Annotated in this window: 24 protein-coding genes; 11 read left to right on the top strand and 13 right to left on the bottom strand. The window is 69.6% G+C overall.

Translation table 11 applies throughout. The features are described 5' to 3' along the window. Positions 1-104 precede the first annotated feature (104 nt). The 4 genes from BW949_RS00840 (at position 105) to BW949_RS00855 (ending at position 3,885) form a co-directional block, all read left to right on the top strand. Positions 105-764, top strand: a complete 660-nt coding sequence (locus tag BW949_RS00840) for an ABC transporter ATP-binding protein (protein WP_076363039.1) — start codon at positions 105-107, stop codon at positions 762-764. Continuing rightward, positions 742-2,622 (top strand): KpsE/RkpR family capsule polysaccharide export protein, encoded by a 1,881-nt coding sequence (locus BW949_RS00845; protein ID WP_076363040.1) that lies wholly within the window; start codon positions 742-744, stop codon positions 2,620-2,622. Before BW949_RS00840 ends, BW949_RS00845 begins: the two co-directional genes overlap by 23 nt. Before the next feature lie 23 nt (positions 2,623-2,645). Beyond that, positions 2,646-3,479, top strand: a complete 834-nt coding sequence (kdsA, locus tag BW949_RS00850) for a 3-deoxy-8-phosphooctulonate synthase (RefSeq protein WP_076363041.1) — start codon at positions 2,646-2,648, stop codon at positions 3,477-3,479. Positions 3,480-3,663: 184 nt separating this feature from the next. Beyond that, entirely contained in the window at positions 3,664-3,885 is a 222-nt protein-coding gene (locus BW949_RS00855) for a Nif11-like leader peptide family natural product precursor (protein WP_076363042.1), read from the top strand. Between the two features lie 84 nt (positions 3,886-3,969). Here BW949_RS00855 and BW949_RS00860 read toward each other — a convergent pair whose 3' ends face one another. Both BW949_RS00860 and BW949_RS00865 read right to left on the bottom strand, forming a co-directional pair. Further along, positions 3,970-5,100 (bottom strand): zinc-binding dehydrogenase, encoded by a 1,131-nt coding sequence (locus BW949_RS00860; RefSeq protein ID WP_076363043.1) that lies wholly within the window; start codon positions 5,098-5,100, stop codon positions 3,970-3,972. Positions 5,101-5,262: 162 nt separating this feature from the next. Next, on the bottom strand, positions 5,263-6,282 hold the full coding sequence (locus BW949_RS00865; RefSeq protein WP_076363044.1) for a ribose-phosphate pyrophosphokinase: 1,020 nt from the start codon (positions 6,280-6,282) through the stop codon (positions 5,263-5,265). Between the two features lie 96 nt (positions 6,283-6,378). Here BW949_RS00865 and BW949_RS00870 point away from each other — a divergent pair, with 96 nt between their 5' ends. Continuing rightward, positions 6,379-6,996, top strand: coding sequence for a 2-hydroxychromene-2-carboxylate isomerase (locus BW949_RS00870; protein ID WP_076363045.1), 618 nt, complete (start codon positions 6,379-6,381; stop codon positions 6,994-6,996). Beyond that, positions 6,993-7,835 (top strand): alpha/beta fold hydrolase, encoded by an 843-nt coding sequence (locus BW949_RS00875; RefSeq protein WP_235816173.1) that lies wholly within the window; start codon positions 6,993-6,995, stop codon positions 7,833-7,835. The genes BW949_RS00870 and BW949_RS00875 overlap by 4 nt, the downstream gene beginning before the upstream one ends. A 53-nt stretch (positions 7,836-7,888) precedes the next feature. Here BW949_RS00875 and BW949_RS00880 read toward each other — a convergent pair whose 3' ends face one another. From BW949_RS00880 to BW949_RS00910, 7 genes are all read right to left on the bottom strand, one after another. Next, entirely contained in the window at positions 7,889-8,947 is a 1,059-nt protein-coding gene (locus BW949_RS00880) for a threonine aldolase family protein (RefSeq protein WP_076363046.1), read from the bottom strand. 78 nt (positions 8,948-9,025) lie between these two features. Beyond that, on the bottom strand, positions 9,026-9,478 hold the full coding sequence (locus BW949_RS00885; RefSeq protein ID WP_076363047.1) for a YcgN family cysteine cluster protein: 453 nt from the start codon (positions 9,476-9,478) through the stop codon (positions 9,026-9,028). Further along, positions 9,471-10,397 carry a bifunctional riboflavin kinase/FAD synthetase gene (locus BW949_RS00890; RefSeq protein ID WP_076363048.1) on the bottom strand — a complete coding sequence of 309 codons (927 nt, stop codon included), beginning with the start codon at positions 10,395-10,397 and terminating at the stop codon, positions 9,471-9,473. Before BW949_RS00890 ends, BW949_RS00885 begins: the two co-directional genes overlap by 8 nt. Positions 10,398-10,436: 39 nt before the next feature. Beyond that, complete coding sequence (locus tag BW949_RS00895) at positions 10,437-10,880, bottom strand: MaoC family dehydratase (RefSeq protein ID WP_076363049.1); 444 nt, start codon at positions 10,878-10,880, stop codon at positions 10,437-10,439. Between the two features lie 250 nt (positions 10,881-11,130). After that, the gene (locus BW949_RS00900; RefSeq protein WP_076363050.1) at positions 11,131-12,009 is read right to left on the bottom strand and encodes a TIGR01459 family HAD-type hydrolase; all 879 of its coding nucleotides are present in this window, start codon (positions 12,007-12,009) and stop codon (positions 11,131-11,133) included. Between the two features lie 253 nt (positions 12,010-12,262). Next, the gene (locus tag BW949_RS00905; protein WP_076363051.1) at positions 12,263-13,180 is read right to left on the bottom strand and encodes a manganese-dependent inorganic pyrophosphatase; all 918 of its coding nucleotides are present in this window, start codon (positions 13,178-13,180) and stop codon (positions 12,263-12,265) included. Between the two features lie 133 nt (positions 13,181-13,313). Continuing rightward, positions 13,314-14,432 carry a TraB/GumN family protein gene (locus BW949_RS00910; protein ID WP_083947508.1) on the bottom strand — a complete coding sequence of 373 codons (1,119 nt, stop codon included), beginning with the start codon at positions 14,430-14,432 and terminating at the stop codon, positions 13,314-13,316. A 324-nt stretch (positions 14,433-14,756) separates the two neighbouring features. Between BW949_RS00910 and groES the strand changes: the two genes are divergently transcribed. Together groES and groL are read left to right on the top strand one after the other, a co-directional pair. Then, entirely contained in the window at positions 14,757-15,044 is a 288-nt protein-coding gene (gene groES / locus BW949_RS00915) for a co-chaperone GroES (protein WP_076363052.1), read from the top strand. Between the two features lie 44 nt (positions 15,045-15,088). After that, the gene (gene groL / locus BW949_RS00920) at positions 15,089-16,729 is read left to right on the top strand and encodes a chaperonin GroEL (protein WP_076363053.1); all 1,641 of its coding nucleotides are present in this window, start codon (positions 15,089-15,091) and stop codon (positions 16,727-16,729) included. 117 nt (positions 16,730-16,846) lie between these two features. On the opposite strand, the gene BW949_RS00925 is transcribed toward groL, so the two are convergent. From BW949_RS00925 to BW949_RS00940, 4 genes are all read right to left on the bottom strand, one after another. Next, on the bottom strand, positions 16,847-18,514 hold the full coding sequence (locus tag BW949_RS00925) for an NAD+ synthase (protein ID WP_076363054.1): 1,668 nt from the start codon (positions 18,512-18,514) through the stop codon (positions 16,847-16,849). A gap of 272 nt (positions 18,515-18,786) precedes the next feature. Further along, complete coding sequence (locus BW949_RS00930) at positions 18,787-20,535, bottom strand: hypothetical protein (RefSeq protein WP_097176944.1); 1,749 nt, start codon at positions 20,533-20,535, stop codon at positions 18,787-18,789. Between the two features lie 227 nt (positions 20,536-20,762). Beyond that, the gene (locus BW949_RS00935; protein WP_076363665.1) at positions 20,763-22,142 is read right to left on the bottom strand and encodes a TolC family outer membrane protein; all 1,380 of its coding nucleotides are present in this window, start codon (positions 22,140-22,142) and stop codon (positions 20,763-20,765) included. A 408-nt stretch (positions 22,143-22,550) separates the two neighbouring features. Then, positions 22,551-23,201: a protein-L-isoaspartate O-methyltransferase family protein gene (locus tag BW949_RS00940; RefSeq protein ID WP_076363056.1), complete on the bottom strand. Its 651-nt coding sequence runs from the start codon at positions 23,199-23,201 to the stop codon at positions 22,551-22,553. 405 nt (positions 23,202-23,606) lie between these two features. Here BW949_RS00940 and BW949_RS00950 point away from each other — a divergent pair, with 405 nt between their 5' ends. From BW949_RS00950 to BW949_RS00960, 3 genes are all read left to right on the top strand, one after another. Beyond that, a complete protein-coding gene (locus BW949_RS00950; protein WP_083947510.1) occupies positions 23,607-24,572 on the top strand; it encodes an NAD-dependent epimerase/dehydratase family protein in 966 nt (321 codons plus the stop codon). Next, positions 24,569-25,174: a sugar transferase gene (locus tag BW949_RS00955; protein ID WP_076363059.1), complete on the top strand. Its 606-nt coding sequence runs from the start codon at positions 24,569-24,571 to the stop codon at positions 25,172-25,174. The genes BW949_RS00950 and BW949_RS00955 overlap by 4 nt, the downstream gene beginning before the upstream one ends. Before the next feature lie 145 nt (positions 25,175-25,319). Next, positions 25,320-26,657: an NAD(P)/FAD-dependent oxidoreductase gene (locus BW949_RS00960; RefSeq protein ID WP_076363060.1), complete on the top strand. Its 1,338-nt coding sequence runs from the start codon at positions 25,320-25,322 to the stop codon at positions 26,655-26,657. The last annotated feature ends 41 nt before the right edge of the window (positions 26,658-26,698 follow it).

A 26,698-nucleotide genomic window follows, 5' to 3' on the forward strand; every position in this document is an offset into this window, starting at 1 on the left:
CGCATCGGACATAATGATGCCCGATTGAACACCTAGGGGTTTTGTTAACCACATGCCCCTAGGGTCGTTCAGACCCGTGATGCAGGAAGCCGGCCGGCCCCGCCATGCTCGAATTCGATAATGTCAGCAAGTCCTTCTGGACCGGAAAGCAGCGCAAGGTGATCCTTGATCGCGCCTCTTTCCGCATCGAGATGGGCAATTCGCTGGGCATCCTGGCGCGCAACGGCACCGGCAAGACCACGATCATCAACATGATGGCCGGCCTCGAGAAACCCGACGAGGGCGAGATCCGCAAATCCTGCCGGGTGTCCTTTCCGCTGGGCTTCATGGGCGGCGTGGTGCCGCGCCATTCGGGCACCGAAAACGTCCGCTTCATCGCCCGGCTCTACGGGCTTGACGCCGATTACGTCGAGGCCTTCTGCCGCTGGCTGGCGGGCCTGGGCGAATATTTCGACATGCCCGTGGGCACCTACAGCCAGGGGATGAAGGCGCGGCTGACCTTCTCGCTGCTGCTGGCGCTCGATTTCGACATCTATCTGATCGACGAGGGGATGCCCTCGACCACGGATGTGGAATTCAACCGCAAGGCCGGCGACATCCTGCGCGACCGTCTGTCCAAATCCACCGTCGTGGTGGTCTCGCACCAGCCCAGGACGCTGGAGAAATTCTGCCGCTCGGCGGCGGTGCTGCGCGATGGCCGGCTCTACATGTTCGACACTCTGGAAGAGGCGAAACAGCTTTATGACTACAGTTCCCAAAGCTAGGCGCTTCCGCATCCGCCAGGCCCAGACGCCGGCCGCAGCGCCCGCCCCCACGCCGGCAGATCCCGCAGCACGCACGGCGCACGCGGCGCCCGCTCCGGTCGAACCGACGGGAACCGAACCGCGGGGGACCGAACCGAAGGCGGCCAAACTGGCGGAGACCACCGCGGAAAGCGCGCCGCCGTCGCTGCGCGCCGGGCGCGGCGCCCGCAAGCCCGACGCGCAGCGGCGGCAGGGCGCCCTGTTCGACAATGACGACGACGGTTTCGGCGATCAGTCCTTTGTCCGCGTGGCCGAGGCCGCCGCCCGCGACAAGGTTCTGGCCCCCGGCGAGGCCACCCCCGAGGAAGAGATCGCCGCCATCCGTGCCGAAGGGCTGACGGGACGGCAATTGCGCATGGCCCGGCGTCTGGCCGCCAAGCACGGGATCGAGGCCACATCGGATTTCGAGGCCGTGTGCCTGCTGCGCCGCCAGGGGATCAACCCGTTCCAGCCCTCGAGCCTGCTCGAGATGATCGCGGCCAACCGCGCCCAAGGCGCCGAACCGGCCACGGCGACGGGGGGCGCGGGCGGTGGCGGCGCAGGGGGCGGCGCAGGGGGCGGCACGGCCCTGGCGCGCATCGACGGGCCCGGCGCCGATCCGCGCGTGCAATTGCCCCAGACCGTGCGCCCCGGCGCCACCCTGCCCTCGGCCGAGGTGATGAGCGAGGAGCGCCGCACCCGCGAGATCATGGAGATGCAGCGCGACATCGCCCGCCGTCGCCGGCGCCGGGTGATGATGCTGTTTGCCCGGCTCAGCTTCTTTGTCTTCCTGCCGACGCTGATCGCGGGGCTCTACTATTTTGTCTGGGCCACGCCGCTTTACGCCACCCGCACCGAATTCGTCATCCAGCAGGCCGAACAGCAGAGCGTGGGCGGCCTCGGCAGCCTGTTCTCGGGCACGCAGCTGGCCACCAACCAGGATTCGGTGACGGTGCAATCCTATCTGCAATCGCGCGACGCGATGCTGCGGCTGGACCGTGACAAGGGCTTCAAGGCGCATTTCTCCACCCCCCGGATCGACCCGTTGAAGCGCCTGCCCGAGAATGCCTCCAACGAACAGGCCTATGCGCTTTACACCGACATGGTGAAGATCGGCTATGACCCCTCCGAAGGCGTCGTCAAGATGGAGGTGATCGCCGCCGACCCGGCCGTGTCCAAGGACTTTTCCGAAGCGCTCATCACCTACGCCGAGGAACAGGTCGACAAGCTGACCCAGCGCCTGCGCGAAGACCAGATGAAGGGCGCGCGCGAAAGCTATCAGGATGCCGAATTCAAGGTGCAGGTCGCCCAGAACCGGGTGCTGGAGCTTCAGGAACAGATGGGCATTCTCGACCCGGTGACCGAAACCGGGGTGGTGATGCAGCAGGTCGGCACCTTCGAGGTCCAGCTTCAGCAGAAGAAGCTGGAACTTCAGGCGCTTCTGGACAACCCGCGGCCCAACCAGGCGCGTGTGGACGGGGTGCGCGCCGATATCAGCCGGCTTCAGAACCTGATTGCCGAGCTGCGCGCGCAACTGACGCAGAGCGACGGGCAGACCTCGTCGCTGGCCTCGGTCACGGGCAAGCTGCGCATCGCCGAGGCCGATCTCCAGACCCGCCAGCTGATGCTGAGCCAGGCCGCCCAGCAGCTCGAGACCGCGCGGATCGAGGCCAACAAGCAGGTACGCTACCTGTCGATGGGCGTGCGCCCCGTCGCCCCGGACGAGCCCACCTATCCGCGGGCCTTCGAAAATACGGTGCTGGCATTCCTGATCTTTGCGGGTATCTACCTGATGCTGTCGCTGACCGCCTCGATCCTGCGCGAGCAGGTCTCGGCCTGACGCGCCCGCAGCCGGAGAGAAGCATGAAGACCGTCGAGATTGGCGCGCTGCGCCTGGGCAACCGTGAACCGCTGGCGCTGATCGCCGGCCCCTGCCAGATCGAAAGCGCCGATCACGCGCTGTCGATCGCGGCCGTGCTGGCGCCGGCCTGTGCCGCGGCGGGGGTGCAGTTCATCTTCAAGGCCAGCTTCGACAAGGCCAACCGCTCCTCGCTCAAGGGGCGGCGGGGCGTGGGGCTCGAGGCCGGGCTGGCCGCGCTGGCCGAGGTCAAGGCCGCGTTCGGCTGCCCGGTGCTGACCGACATCCACACCGAAGCCCAGGCCGAAGCCGCGGCCGGGGTGGTCGACATCCTCCAGATCCCCGCCTTCCTGTGCCGCCAGACCGACCTTCTGCTGGCCGCCGGGCGCACCGGCGCCGTCGTCAACGTCAAGAAGGGCCAGTTCCTGGCGCCCTGGGACATGGAACATGTGGCCGACAAGGTCGCCTCGACCGGCAACGACCGTATCCTTCTGACCGAGCGCGGCGTGTCCTTCGGCTACAACACCCTGGTGGCCGACATGCGCGCCCTGCCGATCATGGCGCGCACCGGCTGGCCGGTGATCATGGACGCCACCCACGCCGTCCAGCAGCCCGGCGGCCTGGGCGGCGCCTCGGGCGGGCAGCGCGAATTTGCCCCCGTCCTGGCGCGCGCGGCCGTGTCGCTGGGGGTCGCCGGCGTCTTCATCGAAACCCACGAGGCGCCCGACACCGCGCCCTCGGACGGGCCGAACATGATCCCGCTGGCGCAGATGCCCGCCCTGATCGAGAGCCTGGCCGCCTTTGACCGGCTGGCCAAGGCCGACCCGCTTCACGTCTGAGCCCTGCCCCCCGGCTCCGGCCGGGGGTGCACCCGTCTTGCATGTAACGCCGTCACGCAATGCGGATATAAGTTGCAGGCGCCGCCCCGGTTGCGACGATATTTAGCATTTGAATGGAATTGCGACATTCCATGACAGCGGTGCTAAGATAAGAGCCACGGCAGACCGAAGATTGAGGGACCGTATGAGCAAGCACTCCGCCGAGCGATTCGTGCTGGACATGCGCCAGAGCGCCCAGATGCTGGAACAATTCTCTCGGTTGTCCGACCCCGCCGCGCGCGCCCGCGCCGCCCGCGATCTGGGCTATGACTTCACCCCCGAGGAACTGGCCGTCGCGCGGCGCGAAGCCGGGCTGGATGCCATCGGCGAAATTCCCTTCGCGGCGCGGTCCGAACGGGTGGGCTGAACCCGCCCCTGCCGGTCACGGCCGAGACGACAAGGACGGGCGCAAGCGGAGGCGGGCGCAATAAGGCGCGCCCGCGGCCCGGCCTCAGCTGTCGAAGACGATCACCTGCCGGATCGCCAGGCCCGCGGCCAGCCGCTCGAAGCCCGCGTTGATCTCCTCGAGCGGCAGGCGGTGGGTCACCAGCTTCTCGATCGGCAACTGGCCCTGCATCATCATCTGGGCAAAGCGCGGGATGTCGCGGATGGGCACGCAAGACCCCATGTAGGAGCCGCGCAACGTGACCTCGTTGGCGGTCAGCGACACCGCCGGGATCACCAGCTTTTCGGTCGGATTGGGCAGGCCCGCGGTCACGCAGGTGCCGCCGCGCCGGGTCAGCCCATAGGCCGTGACCAGTGCCGGCACCGCCCCCGCCAGTTCGACCGCCAGATCGACCCCGCCCCCGGTCAGCGCGCGGATCTCGGCCACGCTCTCGGGGTCGGTCGGGTCGAAGACATGATGCGCGCCCAGATCCAGGGCCGCGGCGCGTTTCTCGGCCGACGGGTCCACCCCGATCAGCACCCGCGCCCCGGCCGCATGCGCCCCCAGAAGCCCGGCCAGCCCCACGCCGCCCAAGCCCACGATGGCGCAGGATTGTCCCATCCGCAGCCCGCCGGTGTTGAGAACCGCCCCCACCCCGGTCAACACCGCACAGCCCAGAAGCGCGGCCCGGTCCAGCGGGATCTCGGGGTCGATCTTCACGCAGGAGCCTTCGGCCACGACCACATGATCGGAAAAGGCCGACACGCCGACATGGTGATTGACCACCGTCCCCTGATGCGAGATCGCCTTCGAGCCCGTCAGAAGCCGCCCCTCGACCGCCGCCCCCGCCGCAGGTTCGCACAAGGCCGGCCGCCCCTCGGCGCAGGGCGCGCAATGCCCGCACGAGGGCGCAAAGACCAGCACGACGTGATCGCCGGGCTGAAAGCGCGCGGGCCCCGGCCCGGTCTCGACCACGACGCCCGCGGCCTCGTGGCCCAAGGCCAGCGGCATCCCCCGCGGCCGGTCGGCATTCACCACCGACAGATCCGAATGACAGATCCCCGCCGCCGCGATCCGCACCAGCAGCTCGCCCGGACCGGGCGGCGCCAGCTCGGCCTCGACGATCTGGATCGGACGGCTGTCGGTATAGGGGCGCGGTGCGCCCATCTCGCGCAAAAGCGCGATGCGTGTCTTCATGCGGTCCTCCCTGTCGGCGGGCATTGCGCGGCCCGCCTCTCTCCCTGAAGGCCGAGTATGACCGCCAAGCGGCGCACCTGACCAGAGGCTTCGGGCGGACAAAGACATGAAAACGCCGCCCCCCGGCAGGGAGCGGCGGCGCAAAAGGCGAAAGGCGCGCGCTCAGACGCGCGAATACATGCCTTCGTAGATCGGGACCAGCGTGTCGGTCTCGAAGAGCGACGACACCGAGGTGCCGTTCCAGATGTTCAGGATCGCCTGGGCGAACATCGGCGCGGTCGGCACGATGCGGATGTTGCGCGCGGCCTTGGCCGGGGGCGCGGCTTCGATGGAATCGGTGATGACAAGCGTCTTCATCACCGAATTCTCGATGCGCTCGACCGCGGGGCCGGACAGCACGCCGTGGGTGATATAGGCATGGACCTCGGTCGCGCCGTTTTCGATCAGCACCGAGGCCGCCTTGCACAGCGTGCCCGCGGTGTCGCAGATGTCGTCCACGATGATGCAGGTCTTGCCGGTCACATCGCCGATCACCGTCATTTCGGCCACTTCACCGGGTTTCTCGCGGCGCTTGTCGACGATGGCCAGCGGCGCGCCGATCCGTTGCGCCAGCTCGCGCGCGCGGCCCACCCCGCCCACATCGGGCGAGACGATCATCAATTCGTCCAGACGGTCGGCGAAATGGTGCTTCACGTCCAGCGCGAAGACCGGCGCGGCATAGAGGTTGTCCACCGGAATATCGAAGAAGCCCTGGATCTGCGTCGCATGCAGATCGAGCGTCAGCACCCGGTCCACGCCCGCCTCGGTCAGCAGGTTCGCCACCAGCTTGGCCGAGATCGGCGTGCGCGCCTTGGCGCGGCGGTCCTGGCGGGCATAGCCGAAATAGGGGATCACGGCGGTGATCCGGTCGGCCGAGGACCGGCGCAGCGCGTCGGTCATGATCAGCAGTTCCATCAGGTTGTCATTGGCCGGGTTCGAGGTCGGCTGGATGATGAACATGTCCTCGCCGCGGACGTTCTCATAGACCTCGACGAAGATTTCCTGGTCGTTGAACCGCTCGACCCGCGCATCGACCAGCCCGACGCTCATCCCCCGATGCATCGACATGCGCCGCGCGATGGAATTGGCAAGCGGGCGATTGGCATTGCCGGCGATCAGCTTGGGTTCGGTCATGGCGGGCATGGGCAGGTCTCTCTGATGCGGGATTCGCAAGATTGCGCCTGCCTTAGCACCGGGCTAGCCTGCCCGCAAACCGTCATGCACCCCGGAGGCGCCGTCATGGCCCGGATCGACTATTTTTTCTCGACACTCTCTCCCTGGACCTATCTGGCCGGCACCCGCGCCGAGGAGATCGCCGCCCGTCATGGCGCCGAGATCCGCTATCACCCGCTGGATCTGATGGCGCTGTTCGACCGCACCGGCGGCACGCGCCCGGCCGAACGTCACCCCAACCGGATGGTCTACCGCGGCCAGGAGCTGGCGCGCTGGTCGCGTCTTCTGGGCATGGCGATCAACGTGGCGCCGCGGCACTGGCCCACCAACCCCGCGCCGTCCTCCTATGCGATCATCGCCGCGCAGGCCGCGCGCGACAAGGGCGCCACGGGCGATCTGGGCGGGCTGTGCCATGCGATCCTGCGCGCCACCTGGGCCGAGGAAAAGGACATCGCCGAGGATGACGTGATCCGCGCCGCCCTCGAGGCCAACGGCTTTGACGGCGGGCTGGTGAGCTCGGGGCTGTTCATCGGCGCCGAGACCTATGCCCGCAATCTGGATCTGGCGGTCGAGCGGGGGGTGTTCGGGTCGCCCTTCTACATCCTGGCCGAGACCGACGAACGTTTCTGGGGCCAGGACCGGCTGGCGCTTCTGGACGCCGCTCTGGCCGGCGCCGCAGCATGACCGCGCTGAAGATGACGACCGAGCTGCGCACGCGCATGGGGCGCGCGATTGCCGCCACCCGCTTCGGCCACGGCGACCGCCCGGCGCTGGGCGTGCATTGCATGCTGGGCCGCGCGGCCGCGTTCCAGCCGATGGCCGCGCATCTGGCCGACACGATCACGCTTCAGGCCTTCGATCTGCCCGGCCATGGCGACAGCGCCCCCTTCCCCGCGCCCGAGGATGGCGCCGAACCGCCCGAATTCCAGCGCCTGTGCACCCAGATCGCGGCCAGTTTCATCGACCGGCCCGTCGATCTGATCGGGCATTCCTTCGGCGCCGGCATCGCGCTGCGGCTGGCCGTGGCCGCGCCCGAGGCGGTCCGCTCGCTGACGCTGATCGAGCCGGTGACCTTTGCCGCCATCGCCGATCAGCCCGAGGGCCGGGCCGAGGCCGCGGCGCTGGCCACGCTCGAGGCGCAGCTGGCCGCGGGCGAGGATCTGGAGCCGGCCGCACAGACCTTCATGGCGACCTGGGGCGCGGGCCAGCCCTGGTCCGAGATGAGCCCCGCGCGCCGCGCCCGCATGGTGGCGCGGATGCCGCTGGTGGCGCAGGCGGGCCGGGCCAACCTGCACGACCCCGGCCGGATCCTGCGCGAGGGGGGCCTTGAGGCGATCGACGCGCCGGTGATGATGGTTCTGGGCGCCGAAAGCCCGGCGGTCGTGCATCGCACCGCCGAGGCGCTGGCCGAACGCATGGCCGATGTCGGCCGTGCCGTGGTGCCGGGGGCGGGGCACATGCTGGTGCTGACCCATCCCCGACAGGTGGCCGATCTGGTGGCGCTGAACCTCGAGCGCAGCTAGCGCGCCCAGCCCCCCGGCGCTTGGCCCCCGGCGCTTGGCCCCTGACGCGCGCGTCAGCCGCGAAAGAGCGCCAGCAGCGCGTCCACGTCCTCGGCGCGCGTCGACCACGAACACAAAAGCCGCGCCGACAGGAGGTCTTCGCCCGGCCCCTCGAGGCTCTGGTCGAACGGCCACATGTAATACTGCGCGCCGCCCTCATGGGCACGGACATGCGCCGCCCGCGGCAGCGCGGCAAAGACGGCATTGGCCTCGGCCGGGTGATCGAGGCGCGCGCCGGCGACGGCCTTGAGGCCCGACGCCAGGCGCGCCGCCATCGCATTGGCCTGCCCCGCCAGCCCCAGCCACAGATCGCCCTCAAGATAGGCCTGCATCTGCGCGGCCAGATAGCGATGCTTGGAGAAGAGATGCCCGCCGCGCTTGCGCCGCAGCTCGAATTCCGCGGCGCGTTCGGGGTCGAACAGGATCACCGCCTCGACCCCGAGACAGCCGTTCTTGGTGGCGCCGAAGGACAGCACATCGACCCCCGCCCGCCAGGTCAGATCGGCCGGGCTGGCCCCCGTCGCCACCACCGCATTGGCAAAGCGCGCGCCGTCCATGTGCACCGGCAGGCCGAAGTCCCGCGCGACATCGCAGATCCGCGCCACCTGGTCGGGGGTATAGACCGCACCCGCCTCGGTGGAATTGCTCAGGCTGACCGCGCCGCGCTGGATGTTGTGCACGCCCGCGCGCGCGGTATGGGCGATGATGGCGCGCAATTCGTCGGGGTCCATGCGCGCGTGATCGCCCCCCACCAGCACCATCTTCGATCCGCCGATGAAGAATTCCGGCGCGCCGCATTCGTCTTCCTCGATATGGGCGTTGCGGTGGCAAAACACCCCCGCCCAGGGCGGCGTCAGACACGCCAGCGACAGCGCATTGGCCGCGGTGCCGGTGCCGACCAGATAGACGCGGGCCTTCGGGGCCTCGAAGATCTCGCGCAGGCGCGCCTCGACCGCCGCGGTCAGCGGGTCGGTGCCATAGGGCATGGCCGGCCCGGAATTGGCGGCCGTCAGCGCCTCGAGCACCTGCGGCGCGACCGGCGCGGTGTTGTCGGATGCGAAATTGAGCGGCATGGGGGGTGTCCTTCATCTTGTCCGATCCTGCGGCGGGGGACAGCGGCGCCGGGACAGGCCGGCCACAGCCCGCGGCATTCAGAGCGGATGGTCGAGGATATGATCTTCCCAATCCTCTTCGGGGATCTCGAATTCGGGCACGGTCCAGCCGCGCACCGATTGCCCGGCGCGATGCACCGCCTCCGGGTCGCCCGAGATCAGCGGGTGCCAGTCCGGCAGCGGCTTGCCCTCGAAGCGCAGCTTATAGGCACAGCTGTCGGGCATCCAATAAGCGATTTCCGCGATCGTGGCCGGGGTGAAGCGCACGCATTCGGGCACGAACTGGTGGCGGATCTCGTATTGCGCGCAACGGCAGGTCTCGCCGTCCAGCAGGCGGCAGGCGACACGGGTGAAGGCCAGTTCGCCCGTATCCTCGTATTCGATCTTGTTCAGACAGCACTTGCCGCAGCCGTCGCAGAGCGCCTCCCATTCGGAAGGGTTCAGCCGGCCCAGCGGCAGCTCCCAGAACCGCGGGCGCAGCGGCTCAGACATCGGCCAGGATCGCCCGTGCGCGGGCACAATCGGCCCCCATCTGCGCCACCAGCGCATCGAGCCCGTCGAATTTCATCTCGGGGCGCAGATAGTCGACCAGCGCAACCGAAAGATGCTGGCCATAAAGATCACCTTCGAAATCAAGAAGATGCACCTCGAGGTTGGGCGCGTTCTCGCCAAACATCGGGCGCACGCCCAGGCTGGCGGCGCCCCAACGCGGCCCCGCCTGCGGGCCGGTCAGGATATCGACCAGCACCGCATAGACGCCCAGCCGCGGCAGATGCAGCCCCTCGACGCCCATATTGGCGGTGGGAAAGCCCAGATCGCGGCCGCGCTTGTCGCCGTGGCGCACCGCGCCCTCGATCCGGTGCCAATGGCCCAGCATGGCGGCGGCATCGCGCGGGCGGCCCTCGGCCAGGGCGGTTCGGATCGCGGTCGAGGACACCTCGACCCCGCCCTCGGTCTCCAGCAGCTCGGCCACCGAAACGCCGAAGCCGTGGCGCGCGCCCAGCGCCTGAAGCAGCGTCACCGTGCCCGCGCGCCCCTTGCCGAAGCGGAAATCGGCGCCGACGGTGACATGCGACACGCCCAGGCCCTCGACCAGGACGGCGCGCACGAAGGTCTCGGGCTCCATCGCGGCCAGCTCGGCATCAAAGGGCAATTCGAACAGCCGTTCGACCCCCAGCTTCTCGAACCGGTGGCCGCGGGCCTCGGCGTTCATCAGGCGAAAGGCGGGGGCATCGGGCGCGAAGAAGGCGCGCGGATGCGGCTCGAAGGTGACGACGCCCAGGGGCCCCTGCGCGCGCGCCGTGTCGATCACGCGGCGGTGGCCCAGATGGACACCGTCGAAGTTGCCCATCGCCACCGACGCCCCGCGCGCGGCAACAGGCACGCCTTGCCAATGGGTGAAAGTCTGCATGTCCCCGCGTCTTTCAAACGGCGGGTCCGCCCCGCCGGATCAGTCGAACTTGCGCGAGGGTGCCAGAACCAGCGCCTCGCCCTTCAGCACGACCGTATCGCCCACCGCGCAGTGGGTTTCAAGGGTCACCCGGCGCCGGTTGTGGTCGATGGCGGTCACCTTGACCTCGGCATAGACCATGTCGCCGGGGCGCACGGGGGCCAGGAACTTCAGCGACTGGCCCAGATAGATCGTGCCATGGCCGGGAAGCTGCTCGCCGATCACCGCCGAGATCAGCCCCGCGGTCAGCATGCCATGGGCGATGCGGCCCTCGAAGACGGTCTCGCGGGCGTAATCGTCATCCAGATGCACCGGATTGTGATCGGTCGAGACCTCCGCGAACATCTCGATGTCGCGGTCGGTGATCTCCTTGCGCAGATACCGGACCATGCCGATTTCCAGATCTTCGATGCAAATGGTTCCGCGCGGCATGTTGTCGAGCATCTCTCCTGACCCCGCTGATTCATGTTGCGGTGCAGCATAGAGATGCGGGCTCATATTGCAAGCCTCCACGAAAGAAATCATCGCCGCACGGCAGGATGGCGCAACAATCTTACCTTTCCGTTTTCGAGACACCCGTCTCCCCAAAGGCGCAGAGCCCCCGAAAGGGGGCTCTGGCGGGCGGCGGCCCCTCGATGGGGGCGCCGTCCGCCCCCCCCCCGTCAGCTCGCTTCCCGGACCCGCCGCACAAGGCTCAGCGCAACCGCCCCATCGCGTAAAGCGGCGCGACCTGGCGCGCGGACAGCCAGGCCTCCAGAAGCGCGGGATCGGGGGTCTCCACATCGGGGCCGAAATGCTCGGCCGCCAAGCCCCCGGTGATGAAGAGCGCGTCCAGATCCTCGCCCATCGCCCCGACCAGATCGGTATTGACCCCGTCGCCGATGGCCAGGATCCGCCCTTCCTCGGCCCCGCCCAGCGCCGCCAGACGCCGCGCGGCCAGATCATAGATCGGCGGATGCGGCTTGCCGAAATAGAGCGCCTGCCCCCCCATCTCCTCATAGAGCGCCGCCAGCGCCCCCGCGCAATAGATCCGCTGATCGCCCACATCGACCACGATATCGGGGTTGGCACACAAAAGCGGCAGGCCGCGCGTCTTGGCCAGCAGGAACCGCGGGCGGTAATCCTCGGGCACCTCGGTCATCTCCTCGAAGGGGCCGGTGCAGACGATGCCCTCGGCCTCCTCCAGGGGCACGCGCTCGATCGCGGGGCTGTCCCGGTGCTCGGGCGGGATGTCGCTGAAGAAGCCGTCGTCCTTCGCCGGGCCCAGATGCCAGACCCGCCGCCCGACCGCGCCCGACAGCATCGCATCCTGCGCCGCATCCCCCGAGGTCACCACCGCATCCCAGGCCGCACGCGGCACGCCCATCGCATCCAGCGTGGCGATGACCGCCGCCGAGGGGCGCGGCGCATTGGTGATCAAGATGACCTTGCCGCCCGCGGCGCGAAACGCGCTCAGCGCCGCCACGGCGCCGTCAAAGGGGCGGATGCCGTTATGCAGCACCCCCCAGATGTCGCAATAAACCGCCTGGTAGCGCGGCGCGAGGTCAGCCAGCGAGGAGAGGATGCGCGTCATGGGAAAGCTCTTTCGGCTCGTGGAAAGTCAGGGCAGACGGCGCATCGGCGCCGCCGCGGGCGGTATATGGCACGCATGTAACGGAAAGGCAAAGCGCGCCCCGCCCCCCGAACTGCCCCCCGCGGGCAGGGCCGCCCCGCCCCTGCCCCCACCAACGCCCCCGCCAACGCAAGCGGGGCGGAGGTTTCCCCCCGCCCCGCAAACCGTCCCGCGCCCGGCCCCCATTCGGAGTCGGCCGCTCCCTGCGCCGCGATCAGACCTTCAGCGCCGGGATGATCTGTTTCTTGCGGCTCATGATGCCCGGCAGGACCACGGTGTCGCCGGCCACGGTGCAGCCGAACGACGCCTCGGCGATCTTCTTGACCAGATCGTTCGGCACCAGAAGCGTGGCTTCCTCGTTGAGGATGTCGACCACGAACAGCAGCACCTGATCGGCACCGTCTTCCCTGGCCACGTCGACCATCGAGGCCATCAGGCTGTCCTTGCGGTCCAGCACCAGCTTGGGCGCGGTGGTTTCCAGAACCGAAACCCGCAGGGCGGTGCCGTCTACGGTGTATTCCTTGCTGTCCATGCGCAGCAGTTCCGCGTCCGAGAAGGCCGAGACATCGGATTTCGCCTCGAACATGGCCGCGGCCAGCTCGCCGATGTCCACGCCCAGATCGGCGGCCAGCTTCTCGCAGACGGCCTTGTCATGCGCGGTGGTGGTGGGGCTGCGGAATTCCAGCGTGTCGGACAGGATGCACGACAGCATCGCGCCCTTGATGCCGCGCGGCGCGCGCGCCAGATCGTCGCCGATCAGGTCGTGCATGATCGTGGCGGTGCAGGCCAGCGGGCGGATGGTGATGTCGATCGGGCCCTTGGTTTCCAGCCCGCCCACCAGCTTGTGGTGGTCGATGATGGCGGTGATGTCGGCCGCGTTGATGCCCTCGGGCAGCTCGGCGGGGTTGTTGGTGTCCACGATCACCACCGGCGCGCCAGCCTCGACGCCCGAGATGATCTCGGGCATGTCCAGCCCCCAATGCGCGACGACAAAGGCGGCCTCGGTGTTGGGCGCACCCAGCAGCACGGGCTGGGCGGGGGTGCCCTTCACCTCGTTCAGATACCAGGCCCAGATGATGGGCGCGCCGGTCGAATCGGTGTCGGGGGCCTTGTGGCCGAAAACCTTGATCATGTGGACCTCGAAAGCAGAAGGGGAATTCTCGCGCGCCTTATAGGGACCGGCGGCGGCTTTGTCACCCGCCGCGCATGCGGGTTTTTCCGCGCTGCGGCATGGTCGGCTGCACCCCTCGCAAGCGCGCCCCTTCTCAGCGTGGCTCTGCTTCGGGCAGCTCCATTTCAACCGGCCCTATCTCAACCGGAAGAGCCAGACGTTCGATGCGGAACCCCTCGGCGGCCAGCCGCGCCAGCACCCCGCCCGGCCCCGGCAGATGCAGCGCCCCCACCGCCACCAGGATCGGCCCCTCTTCGGCCGCTGCCACCATCGGCGCAATCCAGGCCGCGTTGCGCCGGTCCATCAGGATGTCCTGGGTGACGGCGATCTGGGCCTCGGCCCGGTCCCGCGACAGCCCCGAATGGCGCAAGGTGTCGAACTTGCCGAATTCCCAGATCAGCCAGATCTTCTGGGCGAAATAGGCCCGCGCCAGGGTGGCGGTGTAATCGTCGGCGCGTTCGGCCATGCCCAGGCTGGCCAGGATCAGATCCACCTCGTCCTGCGGCGAAAGCTCCCCGAAAAGCTTGAACACCGTGTCAAAGGGCTCGAGCCCCGCGACCGGCACGCCCGCCTCCGCAGCCGCCGCCATCAGCCGTTCGTCCAGCCCCTTGGCGCCGGCGCCCTGTTCGGCCATCGCGCAGGGCGACAGCGCCAGCGTCATCGCCACATACCAGGGCTTGAACTTGGCCGCCAGGATCGCCGGGATGCCCCGCGCCTCGACCGCCGCCGAAAGCCGCGCCCAATCCTGCGCCGACAGCCGTTCGGGCAGCGTCGGCCCGGTCATGGTGAACATCAGCGAGGGATCGCGCGCCAGCGCCGCCTGAAGCGCGGCCTGATCCTCGGGGCTGGCCTCCATCAGCACGCGCCGCGCGCCGCGCAGAACCGGAGCCGCCGCCGCGACAAGGGCATCATGGCGCGGGTCGGCGAAATGATAGGTGCCCAGAAGCGTGATCTGGGCGGTGCCGCGGGTGGCGCGCCACATCAGCCCCTCGGCATAGGGGGCCTGGGCCGCGGCGCGTTCGATCGCGGCGCGGTCGGCCGCCGGCAGTTCGGCCAGCATGTCGGCACCGGCACAGAGCGCGCGCGCAGGCGCGGCCCCCGCCCCCGCGAGCGCCAGCGCCAGCGGGACCAGCAGCGCCCCCGCCCTCAGGGTCTTGAGCACCGCCCCCGCCCCCTGCCACAGCCGGCCCGCAGGCCCCGTCCCTGTCTGCATCACACCCCCTCTCGGCAAGGTCTGCCGCCCGCCCGTTCCGTTCCGCGCGCCGGATCGCCCGATCCCGCGCGCGCGCCGTCCGAAAGCCTGACACAGACCCGCGCCGATGCCCAGCGCCAACAGCCCGGCACCGGCGCACCGACAAATCGCACCCGGGGACGCGAAAACCGGGGGGGCGCGAAAACCGGAGGACGCAAAAAATTTTCACCGGAAATCGTCACCGGGACGTTGACAGGTTCGGTCGCGCTGCCTATCTCGCCGCTGTTGGCACTCACCCCGTGCGAGTGCCAAAAGGTTAAAAACTGGTCTCGAGGAGCATACCAGATGGCTTTCAAACCGCTGCATGACCGTGTCCTGGTCCGTCGCGTCCAGAGCGACGAGAAAACCAAGGGCGGCCTCATCATCCCCGACACCGCCAAGGAAAAACCCGCCGAGGGCGAGATCGTCGCTTGCGGTGAAGGCGCGCGCAAGGACTCGGGCGAACTGATCGCCATGTCGGTCAAGGCCGGCGACCGCGTGCTGTTCGGCAAATGGTCGGGCACCGAAGTCACCATCGAAGGCGAAGAGCTGCTGATCATGAAGGAAAGCGACATTCTCGGCATCATCGCCTGAGATCGCGCCCCTTCCCTGACATCTGAATTCAAAGGACATCCAACATGACGGCGAAAGAAGTCAAATTCTCGACCGACGCGCGCGACCGCATGCTCAAGGGCGTGAACATCCTGGCCGATGCGGTCAAGGTCACGCTGGGCCCCAAAGGCCGCAACGTGGTGATCGAGAAATCGTTCGGCGCCCCGCGCATCACCAAGGACGGCGTCTCGGTGGCCAAGGAAATCGAACTGTCCGACAAGTTCGAGAACATGGGCGCGCAGATGGTGAAGGAAGTCGCCTCGCGCACCAATGACGAGGCCGGCGACGGCACCACCACCGCGACCGTGCTGGCGCAAGCCATCATCAAGGAAGGCCTGAAGGCCGTGGCCGCGGGCATGAACCCGATGGACCTCAAGCGCGGTATCGACCTGGCCACCGACAAGGTTGTCGAGGCCATCAAGGCCGCCGCCCGTCCGGTCAAGGACAGCGATGAAGTCGCCCAGGTCGGCACCATCTCGGCCAACGGCGAGGACTTCATCGGCAAGCAGATCGCCGAAGCCATGCAGAAGGTCGGCAACGAGGGTGTCATCACCGTCGAAGAGAACAAGGGCATGGAGACCGAAGTCGAAGTGGTCGAAGGCATGCAGTTCGACCGCGGCTACCTGTCGCCCTATTTCGTGACCAACCCCGACAAGATGGTCGCCGAACTGGACGATTGCCTCATCCTGCTGCACGAGAAGAAACTCTCGTCGCTGCAACCGATGGTGCCGCTGCTGGAATCGGTCATCCAGTCGCAAAAGCCGCTCCTCATCATCGCCGAGGACGTGGAAGGCGAAGCCCTGGCCACGCTGGTCGTCAACAAGCTGCGTGGCGGCCTGAAGATTGCCGCCGTCAAGGCGCCGGGCTTCGGTGATCGCCGCAAGGCCATGCTCCAGGATATCGCCATCCTGACCGGCGGCCAGGTGATCTCGGACGATCTGGGCATGAAGCTCGAGAACGTCACCATGGACATGCTGGGCACCGCCAAGAAGGTGTCGATCTCGAAAGACGCCACCACCATCGTGGACGGCGCCGGTGACAAGGCCGAGATCGAAGCCCGCGTGGCCCAGATCCGCACCCAGATCGAGGAAACCTCGTCGGATTACGACCGCGAGAAGCTGCAAGAGCGCGTGGCCAAGCTGGCCGGCGGCGTGGCCGTCATCCGCGTGGGCGGCATGACCGAAGTCGAGGTCAAGGAGCGCAAGGACCGTGTGGACGACGCGCTGAACGCGACCCGTGCGGCCGTGCAGGAAGGCATCGTCGTCGGCGGCGGCGTGGCGCTCGTGCAGGCGGGCAAGTCGCTCGAAGGTCTGACCGGCGCCAACGCCGACCAGAACGCCGGGATCGCCATCGTGCGCCGCGCGCTGGAAGCCCCGCTGCGTCAGATCGCCGAGAACGCGGGCGTGGACGGTGCGGTCGTGGCCGGCAAGGTCCGCGAATCGACCGACCTGGCCTTCGGCTTCAACGCCCAGACCGAGGAATACGGCGACCTGTTCAAGTTCGGCGTGATCGACCCGGCCAAGGTGACCCGCACCGCGCTGGAAGACGCGGCTTCGGTGGCCGGCCTGCTGATCACCACCGAAGCGATGGTGGCCGAGAAGCCCGAGCCGAAACCGGCTGCCCCCGGCGGCATGGGCGGCATGGGCGGCATGGACGGCATGATGTAATCCACGCGCCCGCGTCGGACAGACACGAAGGCCGCCGGGAAACCGGCGGCCTTTTTCGTTGGAATATCGTTTCAGAACAACGCCCTACGGGCTGGCCGGGCCGGGCGGGCCGGCGCGTCAACTGTCGTCGCGCCAGCGGTTGACCATGGGATAGCGCCGGTCCAGCCAGAAGGCGCGCGTCGTCAGCCGCGGCCCCGGCGCCGATTGATAGCGTTTCCATTCCGCACCATAGAGCAGCCCCTCGACCCGCTTGACGGTGGCGCGGTCGAACCCCGCCGCCACGATCTCGGCCACCGATTGATCGCCCTCGATCAGCCGCTCGAGGATCGCATCGAGCACCTCATAGGGGGGCAGGCTGTCTTCGTCGCGCTGGTTCTCGCGCAATTCGGCCGAGGGCGGCTTGTCGATCACCCGCGGCGGGATGACCTCGGCCGCAGGGCCCATCATCCAGGGGCGGTGGTGGGCGTTGCGCCAGCGACACGCCGCGAAGACCCGCGTCTTGTAGAGATCCTTCAACGGGTTATAGCCGCCCGACATGTCGCCGTAGATGGTGGCATAGCCCACCGCCATCTCGGATTTGTTGCCGGTGGTCAGCAGCATCTCGCCAAAGCTGTTCGACAGCGCCATCAGCAGAAGGCCGCGCAGGCGCGACTGGATGTTCTCCTCGGTGATGCCCGGCGCACGGCCCGCCAGAAGGGGCGCCAGCGCCTCGGTCACGGCGGCGCGCGGACCCTCGATCCCCACCTCGTCAAGCCGGCAGCCCAGCCGCGCGGCCACCCCTTCGGCATCCGCGCGCGAGGTCGGCGAGGTATAGGCCGAGGGCAGGAGCACGCAGCGCACGGCCTCGGGGCCCAGCGCATCGGCCGCCACCGCCGCCACCAGCGCGGAATCGACCCCGCCCGACAGGCCCAGCAGCACCTTGCCAAAGCCCGACTTGCCCAGATAATCGCGCAGCCCCAGCACCATGGCGTGATAATCCTGCTCGATCGCCTCGGGCTGGGGGGCGCAGGTGCCGGGCACGATCTCCCAGCCGCCCGAGGCCCCGGCGCGCAGATCCAGATGCATCAGCCCTTCCTCGAAGGGCGCCATCTGCGCCACGATCCGCCCTTGCGCATCCAGCGCAAAGCTCGCCCCGTCGAAAAGCTGGTCGTCCTGCCCGCCCACGGCATTGAGATAGATCAGCGGCAGCCCGGTTTCGGCCACGCGCGCGCGCGCCACCTCGAGGCGCAGCGCCAGCTTGTCGCGGCGATAGGGCGAGCCGTTGGGCACCAGCAGAAGCTCGGCCCCCCCATCGCGCAGCACCGCCGCAACGTCCGGGTGCCAGGCATCCTCGCAGACCGGGCTGCCGAAGCGCGGCCCCCCCGCGCTCAGCGCATAGGGGGCGGGCATCGGGCCGGGCGTGAACAGGCGGCATTCGTCGAAGACATCGGAATTGGGCAGGTGATGCTTGCGCAGGACATGGCGGACCTGGCCGCCCTCAAGGATCCACCAGGCGTTGAAAAGCGCGCCCGCCTCGGCCAGCGGACCGCCGATGCCCAGCGCGGGGCCGTCGGCACATTCGGCGGCCAGCGCCGCCATCGCGGCCATGGCGTCGCGCACGAAGGCAGGCTTCATCACCAGATCCTGGGTCTGATAGCCGGTCAGGAACATCTCGGGCAGGGCCACCATGTCGGCCCCGGCGTCCCGCCCCGCGGCCCAGGCGGCGCGCGCCTTGGCGGCATTGGCGGCAAAGGCGCCGACGGTCGGGTTCAGCTGCGCCAGCGTCAGTCGAAAGGTGCGGGGCATCGGGTCCTCGGGGCGGGAAAGACGGTGGGGGGCGGGAAAGACGGTGAGACGGAAAAGACGGTCGCGGATCGGGTCCGGGTGTAGCAAGGCTTGCCGTCAGAGGTAAGCCCTGCCGCGCCCGGCGCAAGCCGATCACGCCAAGCCGCCCCCGGCGCGGGCCTTGGCCGAAGGCGCCCCCGGCCCCGCAGGCATGCGGCATTGTCCAGAAAAACGGCAGGCGGGAAAGGGCGCGACGATCGGCGCGCGCTCCCACCTGCCCTGTCCGTCGCGCGCTATTCCAGCGTGTGGCCGGCAAGGGCGCGCTGGATCTCGCGGCGCACCAGCTTGCGCACGTTGCGCGTGATGCGTTCGCCCAGCGTGCCCTGCAATTCCTCGCGGATGATGTCGGACACCAGGATGCGCAGGGCCTCTTCGTCCAGCAGAGGATCGCTTTCGGCAAAGATCCCCTCCTCGGCCGGATCGGGATCTTCGGCGCGCATCTCCTCATAGCTCGAGCGGCGGCGCGCAACCGGCGCGGCCTCCTGCTGCCGGGCATCGTCGAGATGCAGACGCCGCGGCGCTCCCCCCGCATCCGCCGGCGCGGCAGCCGGAGGCGGGCGCCCCGCATCGGGATTATCTGCGGGCGGGGCGTCATAATGCAGCGTGTCGTCTTCCCACTCGACCGCAGGCGCATCGGCGGCCACCGCGTCGGGCGCCATCTCCGCGGGCGTCATGTCGGCGGGCGTCCTATCGTCCGGCGCCATCGCTGGCGCGGGATCGGCGGCAAACTCCGCCGCGGCCACGGGGGCAGGCACGGCGACCTCCTCGGCCATCTCGGGCGCGCTTGCCGCAAACGACGCCCCCGGATCGGCCCCCAACTCCGCGGCGGGTTCCGCAGGGCTGTCGACGAAGGCGGCGCCCGGATCCACGGGATCGGACGCACCGAGATCGGCATCAAGACCCGCCGCATCAGGAATATCGGCGTCGAATTCCGGCGCACCGGCCAGATCCGCCGCGAAAGACTGGTCCGCCGGCATGTCGGGATCGGGCAGCGGGGCGGCCTCCGCGCCCTCCGGCGTGGCATCGGCGGACAGGACCAACGGCCCCGCTTCGGCCTCCCTCTCGACCTCGGCCTCCATCTCGGGCCGCATCTCGGCCTCCGGCGGCGCGGCGCGATGCGCCATCAGGCTTTCGGGGACGGCGGCGGGGGTCTCCTCGGGCTCGACCATCTCGGCCATGGGGGCTTCGGGGGCCTCCTCGGGCGCCGCGGCCGGACCGAAGGCAGGACGCGCCCCCCCCTCGCGCCGCGCGCCCAGCGACACCAGGAAATCCTCGGCATCGTCAGACCATTGCGGCACATCCGGGCCGTCGCCCGCAAGCGGCGCGCCGCCGTCTTCGGGCTCGAAATCCTGACCGCTGAGCGTCACGGCCGCTTCCATGGCCGCGATCTTGTCTTCCAGCTGGTCAAGCTCGGCATCGAGACATGACGTATCGGGCAGCATCGCTTCGGGCGCGGCATCGGCCAGGAAAGCCTCGACGGCCTCGTCGACAGGAGCATCCAGCCCGTCGGGCGTCGCCGGAGCGGGGTCATCCGCCAATTCGGGGCCCACTTCCGGCGCCATCTGGGGCGCGGCCTCTTCCGCGGCGGTGTCTTCCACGCGCAGCGCCGGGGTCAGGACCAGACGGTCCTCCTCGAGGTCGGTCGCCACATCGGGCGCGTCATCCGCAAAGGAGGGTTCGCCGGCGGGCGGCAATGGATCTTCAAGCAGATGCGGCGCCTCTTCCGGCGGCGCGGGGCGCGCATTGCGCGGCGCAAAGACCGATTGCGGCGCCGGATCGGGCGCCATCGCATCCCGGCCCGCGGCCCCGTCACCGGGCATCGCACCCGCGGGCGGCGGCACATGCGAGGGCGCGGCGGGCGCCGCCGCCTCCGCGACCGGCGTCACCGCAGGCGCACGCTCTTGCGAAATCAGACGTCGGATCGAGGACAGGACATCCTCGATCTCGGCATTGGTATCCGTAGTGGTTCTGGGCTCAGACATTCTGCCCTCCCGCGTCAGCCCGTTTGTGTCGCCCGGCGGCACCCTCTCCACCGCAGCCCCGATCGAGACGACCCCGGCCCTGCGCGACCGGGCACCCTGCCCGGTTCCACACTGCCCGCGGCGTCCCCGCAGAGCAAGCAGAACGCGCCACCCCTGGGGCGGCGCGACTGACATGCATGCGGCAAAGCCACAACCGAAGGTCGATCAGACCGGAATTCCCGTGATGCCTATTTGCGGCCGATGGCGCGCAGGACACGGTCAAGGCTTTCGCCCTGGACCGAGGTCACCGGCGCATTGCGCACGGCATTGTAATAGGCGGCCGGATCATAGGTCGGGATCCCGAGGTTCAGGTGCTCAGCCGTCAGAAGACCCATAGACGACAAGAGTGAATAGATCGCTACCTGAAGATTGGCCTCGGCATCGATCCGCGCGGCGCGGGCATCGAGCAGATCCTGTTCGGCATCCAGCACGTCAAGCGTGGTGCGCGCGCCCAGCGTCGCCTCTTCCTTGACGCCGCGGAAGGCCACCTGCGCGGCCCGGATCTGCTGGTCGGTGGCGCGGATCTGCGCCTGGATCGTGCCGATCTGCGACCACATGTTGGCGACATTCTCGCCCACGCTCACGCCGGCCTGCAAGAGCGAGGCGCGCGCCTTGTCGCGGTTGGCGATGGCCTTGCGATGCGCCGAGGACAGCTTGCCGCCCGCATAGATCGTCTGGCGCAGCTCGAGCCCGACATAGGAGGTGTCGGCCGAGGCATTGTCATGCGACAGCTGCACCGTGCCGGTCAGCTCGGGCCGGCGTTCGGCCGCAGCCGCACCGATGCCCAGCTCGGCCACCGTCACCATGCGCTGCGCCTGAAGGATCGCCGGATGCGAGCGCTGGGCGATGGCGCGCGCCTCGTCGAGCGAGCGCGGCAGTTTCGGCGGCCTGGGAAAGGCAGCCAGGCGGCCCGGATAGGAGCCGGTCGCAGCCTTGTAGGCTTCGCGCGCCGCGGCCAGTTCCCCGCGCGCGGCCGCCAGCGTCGCCCGCGCCGCGGCCAGCCGCGCCTCGGCCAGCGCCACATCGGTGCGCGTCACCTCACCCACATCGAAACGGTCCTGCGCGGCGCGCAATTCCTCGCCGATCACGCGAACCGAGTTCTCGTTGATCGACACGTTCTCGACGGCAGCCCGCACCTGCGTATAGGCCGAGACCGCACCCAGCAGCACCTGCTGTTCGATATCGCGCAGCGCCTCGCGGGTGGCCAGCACGGTTTCCTTGGCGATGTCGATCGACGCCCGCGTCCGGCCGAAATCCCACAAGGTCATCTGCGCGGTCAGCGACAGCTCGGCGCTGGTGGTGCCGCGGTCGATCCCGGTCGAGTTGAAATTGTCGATATAGGTGCGCGACCAATTGGCCGCCCATTGCAGCACCGGGCGCAGATCCGCGACCGCCTGGGCCACGTCCTCGTCGGCGGCGCGCAGCACGGCGCGGTTCTGATCGAGCAGGTTCGAATGCTTGTAGGCCGCCACCAGGGCGTCGGCCAGGCTTTCGGCCGAAGCCGTCGTCGTGCCCAGACCGGCAAGCCCCATCCCCAGGGCCAGCACGAGTTTACGGGAATAGCGCATCATGGCTCGGTTCCTCATGTCTCCGGGCCCCGATCAGGCCCCAAATCGTCCAGTCCCCGGCCCGCGCGCCCCAGCTCATGGGGGCATCCGGACCCTTGTGCCGGCGGGGGTCGGCGGCGCCGGGATCTTGCGCCCGGTCTTGGGGTGGTCAGCGCGGACCCGGAGATCCGGCCCCGGCGCGCTTGGCCTCCCGATAGTCCGGCAGCCGCCCCGCGGAAGGGGCATCGGGCTGCCGATCGCGCGCGCATCCCCGCACGGGCGCGCGCATGACTTCTCCGTCGCGTCTTGCCCCGACGCTGGCAACGCGGCCCTGCGCCGCGCCCCGGCGTCCGCCCGATGTTCACCCCCGGTGCCGCCCCCCCCGGCGCCGGTCAACACGACCGGCACAAACGCGGGCCGCCCCCGCGATCAGAGCGCGAAGACCGGGGCGCGCGCAAACCCGTAGAGCACCGGCGCATGGGCGTGAAAACCCTGCGTCCAGGCGATCTTGCCGGCGCGCCGGATGCCGAAACGCACCTCGCCCAGCGCGCCGTCGCGGAAGAGGCAAGCGATGCGCCCGCCTTCGGCCAGCTGATCGGTCAGCGCGGCGGGAAGCTCCTCGACCGCGCCTTCGATCACGATCACGTCATAAGGCGCCTGCCCCGGCACCCCGGCGGCCAGCGGCCCCGCGATCACGGCCACATTGTCGGCGCCTTCGCCGGCCAGAAGGGTCTGGGCCTGACCGGCCAGCGGTTCGTCCTCCAGCGCGACGACCGCCTCGGCCATCTGCGCGATGACGGCCGCCGAATAGCCCAGCCCGCAGCCCACATCCAGAACCAGATCGCCCGGCGTGATCGCCAGACCGTCCAGCATCTTGGAAAAGGTCCGGGGCTCGAGCAGCACGCGGCCCGGCGCGATCTCGAGGTTCTCGCCCAGATAGGCGGCCTCGCGCCGCGAGGTCGGCACATAGACCTCGCGCGGGACGGCCAGCATGGCGGCAATGACGGGATAGCGCGTCACGTCGCTGGGACGCACCTGGGTATCCACCATGATCGTGCGGCGCGCGGCAAAATCCTGCATTCCTGTGCTCATCCGTCTGGTTAAGTCCTGCGTTGTCTTGCCACAGATGCCGGGGGCGGGCAACACGAACCGCGCCGGTTCGCGCGCACGAAGGGGGCATGGCAACGCGGCCGTGGCGTCGCGGCCCTGCCGCGCAAGCGTCAGGCGGCCATGCCGCGCAAACGTCAGGCGGCCATGCCGCGCAAGAGCCAGGCGGCCCTGCCGCGCGGGGGTCAGGTGGCCATGCCGCGCATTGGTCAGGCGGCCATGCCGCGCGGGGGGCACCGGGCCACACCGGGCAATCGGGCCACGCCGGGCAATGATGCGCCCGCCAACCGACCGGCAGTGGCGCGCGCGGGCCGGGCGCGCTAAGGATCGCGCATGTCGCATGCCCTCTCCCCTCCCGCTTCCGCATCCCCTACGCCGGTGCCGACGTGGCTTCTGGTGGGCGCGACGGGGCGGCTGGGGGGCATGGTCCGCACCGCCTGGGCCGACAGCCCGCCCCCCGCCCGGCTTCTGTGGCAGCGCCGCACGCGGCCATCCCCCCCGCCCTCGGATCCCCTGCCCTCCGATCCCCCGCCTTCCGATCCGCTGGCCGCCGATCCCGCCTGGCTCGACTGGTCCCCCCTGGGCGACATCGCCCCCCTTCTGGAACGGCTGGCGATCGAAGGTCCGGTGCGGGCCATGATCGTCCTGGCCGGCGCCGCCCCGCGCCCCGAGGCGCCGATGCCCGATCACACCGATCTGGCGCTGGCCTGCCTGGAAGCGGCACGTCGGGCCGGGATCGGACGGGTGCTGATCGCCTCCTCGGCGGCGGTCTATGGCGCGCCCTCGCCGCCCGCGGGCTTTGCCGAAACCGCGCCGCTGACCCCCGTCAACGCCTATGGGGCGATGAAGGCGCGCATGGAAGAGGCCCTGCGCCAGGCCGCGCGCAGCCCCGGCGCCCCCGAGCTGTGCCTTCTGCGCATCGGCAATGTCGCGGGTGCCGATGCGCTGCTGGCGCCGCATCTGGCGGCCCTGCGCGCCGGGCGCGCGGCGCGGGCGGGGCTGGACATCTTTGCCGACGGGCGCGGGCCCTTGCGCTCCTACATCGGGCCGCGCACGCTGGCGCAGGTGCTGGCCGCGCTGGCCGCCGCGCCCGCCCCCCTGCCCGACGCGCTCAACATCGCCGCGCCGGCCCCGGTGCACATGGACGCGCTGGCCGCCGCCGCCGGGCTGGAGATCGCCCCCCGCCCGGCCCCGGCCACGGCGCAGGCGCGCATCACGCTGGACACCACCCGGCTGGAGCGGCTTTTTTCGCTTGCCCCAGCGGCATCGCTGCCGCAAAGCATGACGCGCGAACTCGGGATCATTCCAAGGTCCGCCCCGAGACCAGCGGCAAAGAGCACATGACCCCGACCAAACGCCTGTTCGACATCCTGGCCTCGTCCATCCTGATCGTGCTGCTGGCCCCCTTGGGGGCATGGATCGCCTGGCGGATCTGGCGCCGCGAGGGGGGGCCGATCTTCTATCTGTCCGAACGGATGCAGACGCCGACGCGGGGTTTCCTGCTCTACAAGTTCCGCTCGATGACCCCGGACGACGCCGACAGCGGCGTCTCGGGCGGGGACAAGTCGCACCGCATCACCCCCACCGGCGCCTGGCTGCGGCGCACACGGCTGGACGAATTGCCCCAGCTGATCAACGTCTTGCGCGGCGATATCTCGATGGTGGGGCCGCGCCCGCCGCTGCGGATGTATGTCGAGCGCTTTCCCGAGGTCTATGCCGAGGTGCTGCGCTCGCGCCCCGGTCTGACGGGGCTCGCCTCGCTGCATTATCACCGCCACGAGGCGCTTCTGGTCGGGCGGGCCCGTTCGGCCCCGGAAACCGACACGATCTATTGCCGCGCCTGCATTCCGCGCAAGGCCCGGCTGGACCTGATCTACCAGAAACACGCCAATCTCTGCCTTGATCTGGTGATCTTGTTCCGCACCGTCGCGGTGGTGCTGCGCTGATCCCCGCGCGCAGCACCGAACCGGCACCTGATGGGCGCTTGACCGGCGCACGCCGCCGCGCAAGGCTGTCCTGGGGGCCGGAACCGGGCGGTGCCCGCTTTCCCTTTCACGACGTTCCGGGCGCAGCTTCGGAGGGCCAGAGGCGATGGAGTTTCCCTTTCACGACATTTCCGCGGTCACGCACCGCGATCCCCTGCCCCAGGCGGCCGATGTCGTCGTGATCGGCGGCGGCGTCATCGGCGTCTGCACCGCGCTTTACCTGGCGCGCGCGGGCGAACGCGTCGTGCTGGTGGAAAAGGGCCGGATCGCAGCCGAGGAATCGGGGCGCAACTGGGGCTGGGTGCGCGCGCAGGGGCGCGATGCGGCCGAACTTCCGATCATGCTCGAAAGCCGCAGGCTCTGGGCCGATCTGGCCGCCGAGACCGGCAATGCCTTCGGGCTGACGCGGGCGGGCGTGCTCTATCCGGCGGGCTCCGACCGCGAGATGGCCGATTTCGCCCGCTGGACGGCACTGGCGCACACGCATGAGATGGACACCACGCTGCTGGACCGCGCGGCGCTGGCGCGGCTGATGCCGCATCGCGCCGGCTGGATCGGGGGGATGTGGACGGCCTCGGACCTGCGCGCCGAGCCGTTCCTGGCGGTGCCCGCGCTGGCCAGGCTGGCGCGGGCGGCCGGGGTCACGATCCGCGAGCATTGCGCCGCGCGCGGCTTTTCGCGCAAGGCCGGCGCGCTTTCGGCCGTGGTGACCGAGGCGGGAACCATCAGCGCCACCCGCGCGGTTCTGGCCGGGGGCGCCTGGTCTTCGCTGCTTCTTCGCCGCGAGGGGATGTCGATCCCGCAGCTGTCGGTCATCGCCTCGGTCCTGCGCACGGCGCCGATGACGCCCCCCTTCCCCGGCGCCGCGGCCGATCATGATTTCGCGCTGCGCCCGCGCGCCGATGGCGGGCTGACGCTGGCGCCCGGTGGCTGGCACGAATTCCACCTGGGCCCGGACAGCTTTCGCCATCTGCGCGCCTATCTGCCGCAGCTGCGCGCCAACCTCTCGGGGACGCGGCTGCTGGGGCCGGCGCCGGCGGGCTATCCCGATGCCGTCTCGACCCCGCGGCGCTGGTCGCTTGACGGCGAAAGCCCGTTCGAGCGGATGCGCATCCTCAACCCGCGACCCGACCAGAACCGGCTGGGGCGGGTGCTGACCTCCTTTGCCCGCGCCTTCCCCGCGCTGGGCCGGCCGCAGGTGGCCGAGACCTGGGCGGGGATGATCGACGTCATGCCCGATGTGGTGCCGGTGGTCGACTACGCGCCGCTGCCGGGGCTGGTGGTCGCCACCGGGATGAGCGGGCACGGCTTTGGCATCGGCCCCGGCATGGGGCGTGTGGTGGCCGATCTGGTGCGCGGGCGCGCGCCCGGCCACGACCTCAGGCGTTTCCGCTGGGGGCGCTTCAGCGACGGCTCGAAGCTGGACCTGGGGCTGGCGCTCTGATCCTTGCGCAATGGCGCGGTTTCGGGAAACCTGAACGCCCG

The sequence above is a fragment of the Phaeovulum vinaykumarii genome, from assembly GCF_900156695.1.
Classification (GTDB): domain Bacteria; phylum Pseudomonadota; class Alphaproteobacteria; order Rhodobacterales; family Rhodobacteraceae; genus Bieblia_A; species Bieblia_A vinaykumarii.

Excerpts from the sequence above, each read along its gene's own strand:
- BW949_RS00905 (WP_076363051.1), bottom strand. The coding sequence starts at position 13,180 with ATGATCAAGGTTTTCGGCCACAAGGCCCCCGACACCGATTCGACCGGC.
- BW949_RS00870 (WP_076363045.1), top strand. The coding sequence starts at position 6,379 with ATGGCCCGGATCGACTATTTTTTCTCGACACTCTCTCCCTGGACCTAT.
- BW949_RS00860 (WP_076363043.1), bottom strand. The coding sequence starts at position 5,100 with ATGAAGACACGCATCGCGCTTTTGCGCGAGATGGGCGCACCGCGCCCC.
- BW949_RS00910 (WP_083947508.1), bottom strand. The coding sequence starts at position 14,432 with ATGCAGACAGGGACGGGGCCTGCGGGCCGGCTGTGGCAGGGGGCGGGG.
- BW949_RS00900 (WP_076363050.1), bottom strand. The coding sequence starts at position 12,009 with ATGACGCGCATCCTCTCCTCGCTGGCTGACCTCGCGCCGCGCTACCAG.
- groL (WP_076363053.1), top strand. The coding sequence starts at position 15,089 with ATGACGGCGAAAGAAGTCAAATTCTCGACCGACGCGCGCGACCGCATG.
- BW949_RS00935 (WP_076363665.1), bottom strand. The coding sequence starts at position 22,142 with ATGCGCTATTCCCGTAAACTCGTGCTGGCCCTGGGGATGGGGCTTGCC.
- BW949_RS00885 (WP_076363047.1), bottom strand. The coding sequence starts at position 9,478 with ATGTCTGAGCCGCTGCGCCCGCGGTTCTGGGAGCTGCCGCTGGGCCGG.
- BW949_RS00925 (WP_076363054.1), bottom strand. The coding sequence starts at position 18,514 with ATGCCCCGCACCTTTCGACTGACGCTGGCGCAGCTGAACCCGACCGTC.
- BW949_RS00955 (WP_076363059.1), top strand. The coding sequence starts at position 24,569 with ATGACCCCGACCAAACGCCTGTTCGACATCCTGGCCTCGTCCATCCTG.
- BW949_RS00845 (WP_076363040.1), top strand. The coding sequence starts at position 742 with ATGACTACAGTTCCCAAAGCTAGGCGCTTCCGCATCCGCCAGGCCCAG.
- BW949_RS00930 (WP_097176944.1), bottom strand. The coding sequence starts at position 20,535 with ATGTCTGAGCCCAGAACCACTACGGATACCAATGCCGAGATCGAGGAT.
- BW949_RS00960 (WP_076363060.1), top strand. The coding sequence starts at position 25,320 with ATGGAGTTTCCCTTTCACGACATTTCCGCGGTCACGCACCGCGATCCC.
- BW949_RS00865 (WP_076363044.1), bottom strand. The coding sequence starts at position 6,282 with ATGCCCGCCATGACCGAACCCAAGCTGATCGCCGGCAATGCCAATCGC.
- BW949_RS00875 (WP_235816173.1), top strand. The coding sequence starts at position 6,993 with ATGACCGCGCTGAAGATGACGACCGAGCTGCGCACGCGCATGGGGCGC.
- BW949_RS00895 (WP_076363049.1), bottom strand. The coding sequence starts at position 10,880 with ATGCTCGACAACATGCCGCGCGGAACCATTTGCATCGAAGATCTGGAA.
- BW949_RS00940 (WP_076363056.1), bottom strand. The coding sequence starts at position 23,201 with ATGCAGGATTTTGCCGCGCGCCGCACGATCATGGTGGATACCCAGGTG.
- BW949_RS00855 (WP_076363042.1), top strand. The coding sequence starts at position 3,664 with ATGAGCAAGCACTCCGCCGAGCGATTCGTGCTGGACATGCGCCAGAGC.
- kdsA (WP_076363041.1), top strand. The coding sequence starts at position 2,646 with ATGAAGACCGTCGAGATTGGCGCGCTGCGCCTGGGCAACCGTGAACCG.
- BW949_RS00890 (WP_076363048.1), bottom strand. The coding sequence starts at position 10,397 with ATGCAGACTTTCACCCATTGGCAAGGCGTGCCTGTTGCCGCGCGCGGG.
- BW949_RS00840 (WP_076363039.1), top strand. The coding sequence starts at position 105 with ATGCTCGAATTCGATAATGTCAGCAAGTCCTTCTGGACCGGAAAGCAG.
- groES (WP_076363052.1), top strand. The coding sequence starts at position 14,757 with ATGGCTTTCAAACCGCTGCATGACCGTGTCCTGGTCCGTCGCGTCCAG.
- BW949_RS00880 (WP_076363046.1), bottom strand. The coding sequence starts at position 8,947 with ATGCCGCTCAATTTCGCATCCGACAACACCGCGCCGGTCGCGCCGCAG.